This is a genomic window from Caproiciproducens galactitolivorans, from assembly GCF_029266045.1.
In the GTDB taxonomy this organism is placed as follows: domain Bacteria; phylum Bacillota; class Clostridia; order Oscillospirales; family Acutalibacteraceae; genus Caproiciproducens; species Caproiciproducens galactitolivorans.
In genome coordinates this window covers 162,719-177,530 of sequence record NZ_JAJUFJ010000003.1, presented here as the reverse complement: position 1 = coordinate 177,530, position 14,812 = coordinate 162,719, and the positions used below count along the sequence as shown (strand labels likewise).

Below are 14,812 nucleotides of genomic sequence, written 5' to 3'. Positions count from 1 at the left end.
CTAATTATACTTTATAATCTATATATCGTAACAATGTCGATAAAATTAATGCCAAATTTTATATTTGAGGTGTTTTTATGCCCGATAATTTAAGAATTACCCCTCCCATACCGAACAGCGACACCATCAATAAAATACCCACCACGAAGCAAACAGGGCCAACAACGCCAATTGACCCCTCAAAGGTCGTTCAGCCAAACACCGACAAGCAGGGCGACACAAACGCGCGCTTTGAATTCCTGTTAAATCGCAATTCTGTTTTTAATAAATTCCTAGAACAGTTAAATCGGACGCCTGCTTTGTCTGAAACGCTGCAAAAAGTTACTTTTGAGGCTTTCAGCAGGCCGGAAAACGTTCACGACAGCCGCACAAACGCTCCCTTTATGAAAGAGCTCACCGCAGCTATGAAAATGGAGCCCGCGGATATTTTAAAGAACCTGACTTTTCAAAGCAACAACCGCACAAAATTTACCGGCCCCATCTTTGACGTTCTTCGAAACCTATTAAATGCGCACGCGGGCGACCGGGAGTTGAAACAAACCATCTCCAATTTCCTCAAAGCATATGACGGGTATTTTTCAACTGCCGACACGACGCAGGCGATTGCAAAGGAACTGGACACACTTTCCACCCAAATTCCGAATCCGTACAGCAAACAGCTTAAAGAGCTGACAAAAGAATTGATAACGGATCAGCCTGTGAAAGGTCTGGATTTAAACCTTTCGGTTTTAAAAGAAAAAGTCATTCCGCTTTTGGGCAAGTATGTAGCGGCTTCGAACGACTACGGAGTAGCAAGAGACAACATTACGCTTCTGGTACATAATCTTGCACGCTTAAACATAAGCTCTCATCAGGAACTGGTAGATACCTTTACGGCCCTTTTGGATTATTGTAAATATGAGCTGAATTTGCCGGAACCGAAAATGAATGAAATCAAATCCATGTTTTTGAAGACAGTAACAGAAGCTTCTCAGAAACCGGAAAATCCGCTTTTTGATTCCATAATAAAGATGCTCTCGGAAAACATGAAACAAAGCAGTTCGAGCGTGACCCAATCCCTTTGCCGGGATACCTTGACATCCCTTCTGCTGGATAACAGCGTTTACATGCCTTTTAATCATATTTTCCTTCCGATCAATTATAACGGGCAATTTATGTTTACGGAAATCTGGATTGAAAAAGAAAACGAAAAAGAGAAGTCCCGCAGGGGGAATCTGGAAAGCGGCGGTTCGCCCGTCCGTCTTTACCTGACGTTCGACATAAAACGGCTCGGCTATTTTGAGGCCGCTGTTTCCTTTATCGACGGCAAAGCGGACATTCAGCTGAACTGCCCTGAATCCCTAGAAAAAGACAAACGGGCAATCAGCGAGAAAATAGCGGATATCTTTGCACAAAACGGCCTGACCGCGCAGAAAATTGAACTGCTTACAGGCCCCGGCGCAGTCACGAAAAAACAGATCTTGAGAAGGGTTTACGAAAGGAAGAATGTCATCGATGTCACAGTTTGACCACAATCATGCCGCGGCCCTGAAATATTCGCTGGACTCCCCCCACAGCGCGCCCGTCGTGGTTGCGTCCGGCTCGGGCTATATCGCGGAAAAAATTATTGAAGTCGCGCAGGACAGCAACGTGCCTGTTTATCACGACGACTCTCTGGCTTCCCTGCTCACCCAGCTGGAGGTCGGGTCGGAAATTCCGCCGGAGCTGTACCAGGCGATTGTTGATATTTATATTTATTTCCTAAATTATTCCATAAAAAAAACGGAGAAAAGGGATTTTACAACCCCTGAAACCAATGAAAATACAAAATAAAATATATTTTTATTTCGATTTCCTTTAATTATTTAAAAAAAGGTCGATATATATTTATAGCGGTTTTTATCGTTTTTGGCACTGACAAAATAAAGCCGGCATTGTCGGTGCAAAAAGATCTTACCGAAAACGGCAACGGTAGAAATGGTGAATAATATGGCAGAAGACGTTTTAATGAAAAATAATACACAAGTTGAAAATGTTCCTACGGAAAAATATTTAACTTTCTTTATTGACGGACAGCTTTTTGCGATCCCGAGTAGCGAGGTAGTAGAGATTATCCGCATGCAGCCTATCACTTTTGTTCCAAAATTACCGCCTTTTATCATTGGTGTTATCAATTTAAGAGGAAAAATCGTTCCATTGGTTGACGTAAGGCTGAAGTTTAATAAAGAAAAGCGGGAATATGATGACCACACCAGCATCATTGTTGCGGAAGTCAGCGAATTAAGCGTGGGGCTTATTGTCGATAGTGTTAACGACGTAACGAATATTGCCAAAAATCAAATCAGCGAAACTCCACGGCTGGCGAAAGATTCCGTCAATAATTTCGTAAAAGGAATCGCAACACTAAACGATAACGCCATCATGTTGCTCGACATTGAAAGAATCCTGACGGATGAAGACGATGATCAAATACCTTGAAATTAACATTTCTTCAGTTTTACCGGATATTTGTTTTTTGGAGGTATTTTCAATATGTTCCCCATATCAACGCAGTATCTTCATTCGCCGTGTGAAATAAAGACAATCTCAAATGAATTGATTACGACCGGGTTGATCAGCGATATTCTGCATGGTGCGATTCAGATCTGCAATGACTTCGATAATCTTCCTATTATCCATTGCAATACACCGGTAAAAATGAACATTTATAATAATACTGCAGGGTTTAAGGTTCTGGTTGGTAAGGTGTTCCTTTCGACTGCCGAATTAATGCAAATTACAGATATTCAGAATCTGGTTGATTTTGAACAAAGAAGCTTCTTCCGGCTAAAAGTTACCAAAAAAGTGAAGGCGCGTTTGCTGCCGGACAAAACAACCGGGGAAACGGACTCGAAGGAATTTGACGCAATCATTACGGATCTGAGTTTAAGCGGCTTATTTATGAATACAACGCAGAAGCTGGAAATAAATCAGCACTTTACGGTAACCCTGTGCCTTTTTGGAAATCGTATTCCTTTCAACTGCAAGGTAGAGCGGATCAAAGGAGACTCGTATATGAATGGTTACGGGTGTTCTTTTCTGGATAATACGACGCATCAGTCTGATTTGCTTTGCAGATATCTATTTGAACTGCAAAGGGAGCAAATCAGGATTGCCAGAGGGCTTCTTTAAATTACACAGTATTATAAAAAATTTTTATGATAGGGTGATCAATGTGGAAAATGATAAAGAGATTATCGCTGAGCAAAATGATACGAGCGAAATGAAAGGAAAATACTTAACATTCTGGACCGATAAACAACTTTTCGGCGTTCCGATCGCCGATGTTGTACAGATTATCGGCAAGCAGGAAATAACGCCTGTCCCCGATTCCCCCCATTACGCGAAGGGAGTCATTAATTTAAGGGGAGACATTATTCCTGTTATTGACGTACGCCTGCGTTTCGGCAAAGAAGAGGTGGAATATGACGAGCACACCTGCATTATTGTAACGAAAATTGACGAAAGCCATATTGGTTTTATCGTTGACTCGGTTGACGAAGTTACCACTATTTCGGATAACAACATCTCTCCCCCGCCGAAAATGTCCAAGGACCGCACAAATGCCTACTTAACCGGAATCGGCAAGGTAGACAATAAAGTCGTCATGCTTTTGGACACCAGCAAAATCCTGAATGAAAGTGAAATCGAGCTTGTTAACAGCACAATGGTAGAAAACATCGAGCAAAATTAAAATACCGTCAAAAAAGGATGGAAATGAATTTTCCATCCTTTTATTTTCACGGTTCAGTTGTAATTGTGCAAATATCTTCGATTACAATATTCTGCACATCGCGTTGAAAGCATAAATCCATTAAAACGTCCGGCTTTTTCAGAAGCCGGACAATAGGCCGGATCGGATTAAAGTCGTTCTGTTTTACAATAATTGCGACTTCGCCGTTGCTCAGCTTCACGCAGGAGCCGATCGGATACGGCGCAACCTTATTTAAAAAAGCTTTAACAATTTTAAGGTCAAACGCAATGCCGCTTGATCCCATAATATATTCGATTGCCTCCGTGGGCGTGGACGGTTTCCGGTAGGGCCGAACGGAGGTTAACGCGTCGTAAACATCCGCTACGGAGATAATCCGCCCGAATAAAGGGATGTCTTCCCCGGAAAGCCCGCGCGGATACCCGGTGCCATCGTATTTTTCATGATGCGTGAGGATTCCTTCGCAAATCGACTTATTTGCCAAATGATGTTTGAGAAAAAATAGCGCCCCGTTTGAGGGATGCTGCTTAACAATATTAAACTCTTCCTCGGTAAGTTTGGCCGGCTTAGAAATAATGGATATCGGTACTGCCATCTTCCCTATATCGTGTAAAAGAGCACACAGCCCAAGGTCATATAATTCCTGTGTTTTCAGCCCTAGTTCCAATCCAATTGCAATCGACAAAATAGAAACCCCAAGAGAATGGTTATATGTATAATCATCGTATAATTTTAAATTTGCGATGCTGATTTTCGCTTCCACGTTGCACTTTAAAGAATTCACCAATTTTTTGGAGATATTCATGGTTTGGTTAATGCTTCTCACGTTGATTCTTTGAGCACCCTGGTTAAACATTTTATAAACCTGCTTTAGGCTTAGAAGTGCTTCCTGTCTTAACTCCTTTTTAATAGGATATCGTAATTTTAGTGAAGGAATGCGGGTCCTTTCTTCATTGGTACGAATGTAGGCTCCGAGAATATCAAACTCATGAAGCCTTTCAATATAAGCTTCTGACAAAACTTGGCCGGATCGCAGCATCATGACCTTTGAGGTTACGTTATTATATAAATAGATGTCTCTGTCTAATATCATGCCAGGTTTTAATTTGTTGATTGGGACAAAGGCCATATCACACACCATCCCCTTTACATTCAATTTAAATATATTCTTCCCATGTTTCGAATTATTATTGTATATCATACCATATGCAACTGTATTTCGTCAAAGTATATTCTATAAATAATTCTAATTTTATAGGTTTTTTAATTGTAATTTACTTAATTTTTTCTCGTATCAGTACGATATATGCATTAAGAGGTTTATTATTTGACATTTCATTGTCAGGAGGTACATAACCATGATCGTTTCAAAGTCGAATTCTTCTTCAAGTGCTACCACAACATCATCAAATAAACGGTTAAGCGGTCTTGTTTCCGGATTAGACACAGACGAGCTGGTAAAACAGCTTTCATCGGGAACACAGAGTAAAATAGATAAACAACTTCAAAACAAACAAATAGCGCAATGGAGGCAAGAATCTTACCGGGAAGTAATAAAAGCGCTGTCAGAATTTCAAGCAAAATATTTATCAACGACTACCAGCAGCAGTATTTTGAACCGTAATTTCTTTACTTCCACTTCCATTAAAAATTCATCCACTTTCCTTAATGTAACAGGAAGCGCAACTGCTGCCAAAAACATGCTGGTAACCCAAATAACCCAGCTTGCACAGCAGGCAAGCTTTACTTCCATGCACAAGGTCTCAAAGCAGGCAATTAAAACTGGAAGCATTAGCGCTTCGTGGTTGCCCAGCAACGTCGCGGGAAATACAATGGTGATCAATTACGATGGCAAGGATTATCAACTGACCTTGGACAGCACCCTTACTTTTAACCCGGGCGACGACGTCAGCAAAATCACGGATGCCTTAAACGATGCGATTGCGGGAACAAACGAGCTGGCCGGCAATGTTTCGTTCAGCGTTGACGCGGACGGGAAAGTAACGTTAACAAAAACTGGTTCCGCAACCGGAAACATCACCATTAAGGACGGAACTGCAACTCTTCTGGCAGGATTAGGCCTTGAAAAAAATTCATCCGCCGCCACGCAAATCACAGGAAGCACCGCGCCGGACACAGATTTCTTTTTTCAAAATACGCTGACAACAGGGTCCACGCTAAATATTAAGATTGGTTCCACCGACTACACGCTTACCATTCCAAAAGACACCAAAATCCCTTCCGATAGTGCGACTGCGGCAAATACTCTGCAGGAAGTGTTAAAAGAAGCGATTCAAAAGAATACGGATTCAAGCGGAACTGCAACTGATTTGAAGGACAAATTGGATGTTACTGTTTCTGAAGACGGCACGGTTTCCTTCTTCACAAAAGACGGCGTATCCGAGAACCTGTCCATTACCGGCGGAAGCCAGAATCTGCTGGAGGGACTAGGCCTAAGGTCGGGCGATACGATTTCAACCTCCGGTACGGTTGACCGCACCAAACTTGTAAGCAAATATCTGGGTGATACGCTTGCAGGTTCCACCCTTACGTTTTCACTAGACGGTGTGAAAAAATACATTACGTTCGACATAAGCGACTTAAACTCTGCGGACAATGATTATTCTACGCCAGAAAAGCTTCAGGCATATTTGCAGAAAAAGCTGACTGCTGAATTTGGAACAGCAAAGGATGCGGACGGGAATACGGTAAGCAAGGTACAGGTATCCATAGATTCCGGGTCGTTGTCTTTTTCAACCTATAAGGATTCTAAGCAAAACGGCATTGCTGTGAGCACCTCCGTCCTATCGCTGGAAACCTGTGACAAGAGCGGCATCCTTGGCATCAACGGTGCGCTGAAGGTGTATGCCGGCGAAACAAACCGCATTAACACCAATAAAACGCTGGAAGATATCCAAGCTGACCTTAGCACCTCGCTCACGGCATCGGATGACGGTACGTATGGCATCATCATTAACGATCAGAAGTTTACCTTTAAAAAGACGGATACCATTGATACGATTATCAAAACAATCAACAGCGATACGCACGCGAACGTGAATATTTCGTACTCCAGCGTGAACGACTCGTTCACCATTACGGCGAAAAGCGGCGGCAGCTCCAGCCGAGTGGATGTACAAAACATTGATGGCAAATGCAATCTTGCGAACGTTCTCTTTGGTACTGTGCCGACGAAGGACGCGGACGGGAATTACATCGAAAACAGTTCTGCGTACAGCCTGACAAAAGGCCAGGACGCCAAGATGACGGTCAGCTTTGACGGCAACGCGAACAATGCAATCGAAATCACCCGGTCGGAAAATAAATTCACGCTTGACGGGGTCGACTTTGAATTACTCGGGATAACGGACAGTACTGTTTCCGCCACAAACCCGATCAAGTTTACCGTAAACAGCGAAACGGATAAACTGTATGAAAAAATAAAGGATTTCGTAGACGATTACAATAGCATTATTACGCTTTGCACAACCAAAATCAACGAGCGCCAAAGTGCGGACGACAAATATTTACCGCTGACGGACGCCCAAAAAGCGGAAATGACGGAAACGCAGATTAAAGAATATGAAAAGAAGGCCAAGGTTGGCATATTAAACAGCGATTCCCTTTTGATGAATCTTTGCCTCAACCTTCGCAAGGCAATGACGGATCAGGTGGACTCCGTTAAGAGTTCTCTCTATGAAATTGGAATTTCCACAAAAGCGAATGACTATTCCGGAAACGGCCTGCTTACAATTGACGAAGATAAGCTGAAAGCGGCCCTTACGAATGATCCGGATAAAGTTGCTTCTCTGTTTACGGATTCCAACGGCGTTGCGACCAAAGTACAGAACGTAATCAACGATAACATTAAAACAACCGGAGGAGACGGGTTGCTGGTTGCAAAAGCAGGTCTTGAGAACAGCACAAAATATGACAACAGTACCCTTACTCAGGAAATCAGCTCTTATACGCAAAAAATAAAGGAATTGAAAACACGGCTGAAGACCGAGCAGGATCGTTACTACGCGAAATTCACTAAGCTGGAACAATATATCAGCCGGATGAATACACAGGCGAGCATGTTCTTTGATTACGGCACTTCCTCGTGATTTTCCGCATAATTCAAGTTCAGGAGGAGCTTAAAATGCCATTTGATCCCATTAGGCAATATAAAACGCAATCGATTAATACAATGTCCAAAGGAGAACAGCTTGTCATGCTGTTCAACGAGGCATTAAAGAATCTGCATTACGGGTCTATGATGTTTAAAGAGAAAAATTATGAAACCGCCGAGAAATGCACCGATAAATGCAAGCAAATTTTCACTTATCTTTCTTCCATATTGGATTGGAATTATAGTATATCAAAGGAGTTATATGATCTATACTATTTTTTCAACCAGCAAATCATAAAAGCCGAGGTTAAACGTGAATCCTCCTATCTGGATGAACTGGTTCCTTTGGTGGAAAATATGAGGGATACATGGTCGGAAGCCGAAAAACTCTGTCATATGAAAAAATAAAGGCTGGAAATAGAATTCCACCTTTTCGGAGGGCTTTTTGAGAATGGATGAAATCATTGCCTGTCTTGAGCAAAAGGTTCTTTTGCTTACAAAGATATGGAATTTAACAAAGCAGATTGAAGTTCGCTGCATGGAACCGGAGGTCGAACTGGATCAACTCCTTGAATTACGCGGTATATACATAGAAAGGGTAAATAAATGCAACAGCCTGATTCAAAAGCTGACGAAAAATTTTCCCGCCGAACAGCAAGAGCATTTAACCCGTATATTCCGACAGGATCTTTCAGACGATCAATGTAACAGCAATGAAGAACGAAAGATTTTGAAGCTTACCCGCGACTGTGCGGAGATTCTCCAAAAGGCTGGCGCATTGGATAAAGCAGCCCGGGAAACGCTGAATAAACAATGTATGGAGCTGAAAGAGAAAATCAATCAGTTTCGTAAAGAGGAAAAAGATTATACTCTCTACCGAAATATCAAATAGGCCATAATACGTAGAAAAGCCGTACCGGTATCCCTCAGGGAATACCGGTACGGCTTTTCTTTCGGTTATTGATTGTTTTTAAAAAGCGTATGGGTGCAAATAGATGACTCCCTTTCATGCAGGGATTCGATTAAAATCAGCATTCTGCTTTAAACTCACGGATTTGGGACATAAGCGCCGGCTTATCGTTATGCAGTTTCAGAATGGTGCTGCCTACAAACACTCCGTCGCCTCCCGCCGCCTTTACCATTGCCGCATCTTTCGGATTATGTACTCCTACGCCGCAGTAAATCGGGTTTTTTAAACCGCGTTCCCGCAGGTACTGTATGCATGATTCCAAAGTCGGGTGTTCCTCGGTTGCCTGCCCCGGAGCCGGCACCGCCTGCATATAGGTAAAGCCATTGGACTTCAGCGCATATTCCACTTCCTGCTCCGGTAAATGGAACTGTACGTAACAACTGACACGAAGGCCTTCTTTAATAAACTGATTCTTGATTACTTCATCTTTTAAACCGACAAGAATAATATCACGGTAATCATTGTCAAGACAGAACCGGATAAATTTCTCCACACCGATTTCTTCAACGGTGTTTTCATACACCATGAGGATAAAGTTCGTATTGGGGAGCAACTTCTTAACCTTAATCATGCCCTCCATGTATTTCTCGAAATCATCGCAGTTCTTTAATGCCTCTGCCATACGGTTAGAAATATACTCGCTTTCCAGAAAAGGGTTGTGAGAGGGAAAGTCAATTTCGATCATATCACAGCCAGCCTCCACGTAGGTCCTGGCCATCTCGATGCTGTCCTCAATCGTTGGATATCCATTTGATAGATAGCAGATTAAATTCATAGCATTTTCATTCCTTCTGTATAATTCTTATTATCCATGATATGCTTTCTTAAACAGCTCCACGAACTGCGGGATGGTCGGGATGATCGGATTTGTCTTGGTGCAGCCGTCCGCTTTGGCGGTTTCGGCCATTTTTTCTAATTGAGAGGTATACGCAGCTTCATCCTTCACAACTTCTTTCACACAGGCGGGAATGCCGATTTTCTTATTCAAGTTCCGGACAATCTCCGCAAGATCCGTACCGTCCAAGTCGGCAGCCAAGCGGTCATACACGTCTTTTGCTTCCGGATTTCCGCTGTTGAAGTCAATGATATACGGCAGGATGATCGCGTCGCCAAGGCCGTGGGAAACATGGAAGAATCCGCCTAGTGTGTGTGCCATGGAGTGGACGATGCCAAGGGATACATTCGTGAAGGCGAGGCCCGCCGTCATGGAAGCATTCAGCATGGTTTCACGCGCCGCCATGTCTTGGCCGTCTTCATATGCTTTTGGCAGAGTATTGACAATATCGATTGCCGCCGCGCGTGCAAGGATGTTGGAAAGGTAATTCGCCCGGTTGGAAACCAGCGCTTCAATTGCATGGGTCAATGCGTCCATACCGGTTTCCGCCGTAATATGGGGCGGCATGGTTGCGGTAACCTCCGGATCGCAGATCGCGATATCCGGCATCATTTCCATGTTTCCCAAACCGTGCTTCATACCTGTTTCATCGTCGGAAATAACAACCGAACGGGAAACCTCGCTTGCAGTACCGCTAGTGGACGGGATGCACATAAAGCGGGCTTTCCGGCGGAGCTTCGGGAACGGATTCGCGGTAAGAACTTCCTCTAACGTAGTCAGCTCCGGGTGTTCATAGTACACCCACATGGTTTTCGCCGCGTCCATTGCCGAACCGCCGCCCAAAGCAACGATCATATCCGGCTGGAATTCCTTCATTTGCTCGGCGCCCCTCTTTACGGTTGAAAAGCAAGGATCCGGTTCCACACCTTGAAATACGGTTGTCTGCACACCGTTTTCATGAAAATATCGTTCGACCTTTGCCAGAATTCCGCTGCGCTCCATGCTCTTGCCGCCCACAACGATGAACGCTTTTTTACAGGGAACGGATTTAATATATGCAAGGCAGTTCGCTCCGAACATCAGCTCGCTGCCCGCTAATTTCATTGGTCTCATCATGGTTTTAACTGCTCCTTTTATTTGTTAAGCCCATTAAGCACTTCGCGTACAAGGTCGTAAGAAATCGGATTGGTCAGCACGCCGTCTTTCTTCAGACTGCTTCCGATCACCGCGCCGTCCGCAATCTCCAGTTGTTCGCGGATATTGTGCGCATTGACGCCGCTGCCCGCGATAACCGGAAGTTTAACAACCTTCTTTACGCGTTGGATCATTTCAAGCGGAGTTTCCACACCGATTGCGGAGCCGGTCACGATAATGGCCTCCGCGCCACAGCTCGCCGCTGCTTTTGCAGACGCTTCAATCGTCACCTGCGGAAGCACCATATTCGTGTGCTTTACCTGAACGTCGGCAAGAATCATAATATTTTCCGCATCCAGATTCTTTCTGGTCTGCATACAGAGCCTTGCGCAGGGGTTAATAATCCCACCGTAAAATTCAACGGTATCTACAAATACCGGAATACGCACAAAGTCACAGCCGTTGATTTTGGCGATGGAAAGAGACGCAACACAGTCGTTAAAGGCCGCGTCAACGCCAACCGGAATTTTTACCGCTTTTTTCACTAAAGCCGTCGCGGCGGAAAGCGCGGCCACCTGCGGAGTATCCAGCAGAGCGGCAAACGGGTCGTCCCCCATATTTTCAACAATAATCGCGTCAACGCCTGCCTTTTCAAGCGTGACGGCATCCTGAACCGCCTGGTCTAAGATTTTATCGCAGTCCCCTGCAAACCCGGCGGTTCCGGGCAATGCAAGGCAATGAACCATACCGATGACAAATCTTTTTCTACATGCAATAATTTCTCTGATGTCCATAACAATCTCTTCCTTTCTTAATAAAAACAGAAACCGGATATTCACTCCACATTTTGCGTATGATATCGGTATAATCCCTCAAGAACAACGCGGCACAACAAGTCTTCCGCATCAATGCGATCCTGGCCGGCCAGTACTTCCTTCAAATTCTCAAGCACGGTAGCCATGGTAACAATGCAGGTTTTCACACCCATCAGCCGCCCGATCGTCAGCATACACGAGGATTCCATATCGATTCCGGTTACATGAAGCTTTTTTAATTCTTCAAAGGTTTTGAGCATGTTAATTCCGCATTCCTTGGAAAATTTGGAATCGTGCATCTTGCTGTAAAAGCCGTCCATGGTGCAGTTGACGCCGTTGAGGTAACGCTTTCCAAAAAAAGTCACCGTCTGGTTCATGATATTGACCAGTTCGATATCGGCAACCGCGGGATAGCTTTCTTCCACATAGGTTTTGCTGGTGCTTTCGCGGCGCATGGCGGCAATCGGAATAATAAAATGCCCCAGCATATCATCCTGCAAAGCCATTACCGTACCCATACGTACAGCCACTTTCATGCCGGATTCATACATTTCTTCCATGGCTATCGCTGCGGAGGGAGCGCCGATTCCCGTAGAAGTTACCGTAACCGGCACCCCCTTGTAGGAACCGGTGTAGGTGTTGAATTCCCGTTTAAAGGCAACATGCTGCGGCTTTTCAAGATATTTTTTCAGAACTTCCACGCGGAACGGGTCACCCGAAAACAGAACATAAGGGGCAACCGTTGACGTATCCGCTCCTAAATATAATGTTGACATTTTTTGTCTCCTTACATTACACATTTTTTAAAGTTTTCAAAGCGTTTTGTGATCTCTTCCACAGTCGGCGCATTCGTACAGCAGCCTTCTTTTTCTATGATAAAGGAAGAGAGGGTGCTGCCCATCCGGCAGCAATCCGCCATCGGCAGCCCTTGCAGGTAGCCGTACAGGAATCCCGCCATATAACCGTCCCCGGAGCCGGTGGTGTCCACCACCTCCGTGCAGCCACAAATCGGAATGCATTGGCTGTCGATCGTACCGTCCGCCTGCCGCTGATAATAAGTACTTCCCTGTTTTCCATATGTTGTCACAATAATTTCCATCTCGCCAAGGGCAAACAAATCTGTGATCGATTTGAGGTTAAGAAGCTTCTCAATCGTTTCGCGTTCCGATTCATTGGTGAAAATAATCTTGCTGTGCAGCAGCAGTTCCTTGAGGAACGGCTCCGGGAAGGCGTCAAAGTCCGCTTTCATACCGAAGACAATCGGCACATTATGTGCGCGGCACTTTCGGTAAAACTCCTCGTTATCCTTACGTGCCGCGACGGTAATAACGCCCAGGCTCGTATTTTCAAATATGTCATCGCTCAGTTCGCAGGAATATTTCTCATCCATGGCGCCCGTATAGTAAAGTGTGATATGCTGCCCTTTATTATCTTGGATCAAGTAACAAACGGACGTTGTTTCCTCTTCGATAACGGAGGTGGCGTCCAGCGGAACGCCGCCGTCCTCCATGAATTTCTTAAACCCGATTTCCTCATAATCCCCGCCCACGCGAAGAATCGGCATCGCTTTCAATCCAAGCCTGCACAGCGCGTATGCAATGTTAACGGAGCAGCCGCCGTAATAAATTCTGGAATTCGTCTTATTCTCGATGAGAGAGGTAAAACCAACGGCCGCCGGCGTTTTGATCTTCAGCATGTGATCCATGCTCACATAGCCGCTCACAATTACATCATATTTCTTCATTACCATTCTCCGTTATCCAATTTCTCAAAAAATGTTTTCATGTCCACAACCGTTCCCAGATATTTCTGGATATCGTTGAGGTGTACTTCATTTACTGTTTCTGAATTTGTCGCCACACATTCGCGGATAACAATCGGGTTGTAATTCAGATAGAACGCATCCGTTACGGTGGCACGAATGCAGCAGTTGGTTTTTGTTCCGACGATTACAGTATTTTTAATATGATTTTCACGGAGTACAAGGTCAAGATCCGTACCGAAGAAGCCACTATAGCGGCGCTTTCGGATTACATAATCCTCCGGGTTCACTTTCAGCATTGGGTCGATTTCGATGCCGCTGGTTCCTTCCACACAGTTCGGGCGCATGGCCGCCGCCTTTTCGTCCGGCTTGCCCGCGCGGTTGCAGTGCTGGAGGAAAATAACCAGCTTTCCTTTTTCCCGGCATTTTTCCAAAACCTGCACAATCCTGGGCAGAATCTCGCGATTCTGCGGATAAAACACCAGACCATCCGGATCCGTAAAGTCCTTTACCATATCCACAATAATAAGAGCTGTCTCATTCATTCTTAAAACCTCTTACCTTGTTGTTCTTATGTTTCAAAACAGATACCACCGTAAGCACACACACCATAATGACATACGGGATAACGTCAAACAGCCCCGCCGCAGGACCGGCATAAATACTCAGATTAACGGAGAGGGCGCGCGCCAAGCCGAAGACAACGGCATATATGGCAGATAAAGTCGGGGACCCTTGGCCGCAGTAGATTGCGGCAATTGCGATAAATCCGCGCCCGGCGGTCATATCATTGGTGAAAAGGCCCAGGCGTTCGGTAGAAAGATTTGCACCCGCAAGCCCGCAGCACACAGCGCCGATTAAAATCGCTGCATATTTATAAAAATCGGTTTTTAGGCCAATGCTCTTGGCCGCGTCTTCATTTTCACCGACCACACGGACATAGATGCCGAACCGCGTTTTGTACATCAAAACCCACATAAAAAAGATACCAAGGAAGCTGATGTACGTGATCAGCGGATGGTCGCTTAAAATGCTCCCCACAAGCGGAATGTTTTCGACTACTGGGATATGGAGCTTCAGATCAGCCACATTCATAAAGCTCAGCGTGATATTGGAGGTATTCATCCGCACCAGAACAAATTTTGCAATGGCCGAGGCAAGCAGGTTGATTGCCAGGCCGATAATAATCACGTTTCCCTTGAAAGTAACCCCCATAAGGGAGAAAACCACTCCAAAGGCCAGCGCCGCCAGCACGGCGAGCAACACGCCGAGCGCGATATTCTGCGTCATAAACGCGGTAAGCGTTGAAACAAACGCGCCGATGAGCATCATGCCCTCGAGCGCTATATTGAGCACATTTGCCTTATAGGCAAAGATACCGCCGATTACGCACAAAATAATAGGGGCACTATGATAAATGGTATCATATAAAATATTTCCTATGATGTCCAT

Annotated in this window: 15 protein-coding genes and 1 pseudogene; 8 read left to right on the top strand and 8 right to left on the bottom strand. The window is 44.7% G+C overall.

Annotation, left to right across the window (positions count from 1 at the left end):
• The first annotated feature begins 77 nt into the window (after positions 1-77).
• The 5 genes from P9B68_RS04315 to P9B68_RS04295 all read left to right on the top strand — a co-directional run bounded on the left by P9B68_RS04315 (position 78) and on the right by P9B68_RS04295 (position 3,712).
• Entirely contained in the window at positions 78-1,508 is a 1,431-nt protein-coding gene (locus tag P9B68_RS04315; RefSeq protein ID WP_135659674.1) for a hypothetical protein, read from the top strand.
• On the top strand, positions 1,486-1,812 hold the full coding sequence (locus tag P9B68_RS04310; RefSeq protein ID WP_407932262.1) for an EscU/YscU/HrcU family type III secretion system export apparatus switch protein: 327 nt from the start codon (positions 1,486-1,488) through the stop codon (positions 1,810-1,812). Before P9B68_RS04315 ends, P9B68_RS04310 begins: the two co-directional genes overlap by 23 nt.
• Positions 1,813-1,968: 156 nt before the next feature.
• Positions 1,969-2,457, top strand: a complete 489-nt coding sequence (locus P9B68_RS04305; RefSeq protein ID WP_243112992.1) for a chemotaxis protein CheW — start codon at positions 1,969-1,971, stop codon at positions 2,455-2,457.
• 54 nt (positions 2,458-2,511) lie between these two features.
• Entirely contained in the window at positions 2,512-3,150 is a 639-nt protein-coding gene (locus P9B68_RS04300) for a PilZ domain-containing protein (RefSeq protein ID WP_277668508.1), read from the top strand.
• A 43-nt stretch (positions 3,151-3,193) separates the two neighbouring features.
• Entirely contained in the window at positions 3,194-3,712 is a 519-nt protein-coding gene (locus P9B68_RS04295; protein WP_243112993.1) for a chemotaxis protein CheW, read from the top strand.
• Positions 3,713-3,758: 46 nt separating this feature from the next.
• Here P9B68_RS04295 and P9B68_RS04290 read toward each other — a convergent pair whose 3' ends face one another.
• Positions 3,759-4,586, bottom strand: a complete 828-nt coding sequence (locus P9B68_RS04290) for an HD-GYP domain-containing protein (protein WP_277668507.1) — start codon at positions 4,584-4,586, stop codon at positions 3,759-3,761.
• A gap of 502 nt (positions 4,587-5,088) precedes the next feature.
• Here P9B68_RS04290 and fliD point away from each other — a divergent pair.
• From fliD to P9B68_RS04275, 3 genes are read left to right on the top strand one after another with little or no spacing between them, the layout of a single operon-like run.
• The gene (fliD, locus tag P9B68_RS04285) at positions 5,089-7,839 is read left to right on the top strand and encodes a flagellar filament capping protein FliD (RefSeq protein WP_243112995.1); all 2,751 of its coding nucleotides are present in this window, start codon (positions 5,089-5,091) and stop codon (positions 7,837-7,839) included.
• A 35-nt stretch (positions 7,840-7,874) separates the two neighbouring features.
• On the top strand, positions 7,875-8,252 hold the full coding sequence (gene fliS / locus P9B68_RS04280) for a flagellar export chaperone FliS (protein ID WP_135659682.1): 378 nt from the start codon (positions 7,875-7,877) through the stop codon (positions 8,250-8,252).
• A gap of 43 nt (positions 8,253-8,295) precedes the next feature.
• A complete protein-coding gene (locus P9B68_RS04275; protein ID WP_135659684.1) occupies positions 8,296-8,736 on the top strand; it encodes a hypothetical protein in 441 nt (146 codons plus the stop codon).
• A gap of 136 nt (positions 8,737-8,872) precedes the next feature.
• On the opposite strand, the pseudogene P9B68_RS04270 reads toward P9B68_RS04275, so the two are convergent.
• The 7 genes and pseudogenes from P9B68_RS04270 to P9B68_RS04240 form a co-directional block, all read right to left on the bottom strand.
• Positions 8,873-9,592: pseudogene (locus P9B68_RS04270) on the bottom strand (tryptophan synthase subunit alpha); the annotation flags it as partial.
• A 27-nt stretch (positions 9,593-9,619) separates the two neighbouring features.
• On the bottom strand, positions 9,620-10,765 hold the full coding sequence (locus P9B68_RS04265; protein WP_135659689.1) for an iron-containing alcohol dehydrogenase: 1,146 nt from the start codon (positions 10,763-10,765) through the stop codon (positions 9,620-9,622).
• Positions 10,766-10,782: 17 nt separating this feature from the next.
• On the bottom strand, positions 10,783-11,577 hold the full coding sequence (locus P9B68_RS04260; protein WP_135659691.1) for a BtpA/SgcQ family protein: 795 nt from the start codon (positions 11,575-11,577) through the stop codon (positions 10,783-10,785).
• A gap of 41 nt (positions 11,578-11,618) precedes the next feature.
• Positions 11,619-12,374, bottom strand: coding sequence for a nucleoside phosphorylase (locus tag P9B68_RS04255; protein WP_135659693.1), 756 nt, complete (start codon positions 12,372-12,374; stop codon positions 11,619-11,621).
• A gap of 11 nt (positions 12,375-12,385) precedes the next feature.
• The gene (locus P9B68_RS04250; protein WP_135659695.1) at positions 12,386-13,342 is read right to left on the bottom strand and encodes a carbohydrate kinase family protein; all 957 of its coding nucleotides are present in this window, start codon (positions 13,340-13,342) and stop codon (positions 12,386-12,388) included.
• Positions 13,342-13,905: a cysteine hydrolase family protein gene (locus tag P9B68_RS04245; RefSeq protein ID WP_135659697.1), complete on the bottom strand. Its 564-nt coding sequence runs from the start codon at positions 13,903-13,905 to the stop codon at positions 13,342-13,344. Before P9B68_RS04245 ends, P9B68_RS04250 begins: the two co-directional genes overlap by 1 nt.
• The gene (locus P9B68_RS04240; protein ID WP_135659699.1) at positions 13,898-14,812 is read right to left on the bottom strand and encodes an ABC transporter permease; all 915 of its coding nucleotides are present in this window, start codon (positions 14,810-14,812) and stop codon (positions 13,898-13,900) included. The genes P9B68_RS04245 and P9B68_RS04240 overlap by 8 nt, the downstream gene beginning before the upstream one ends.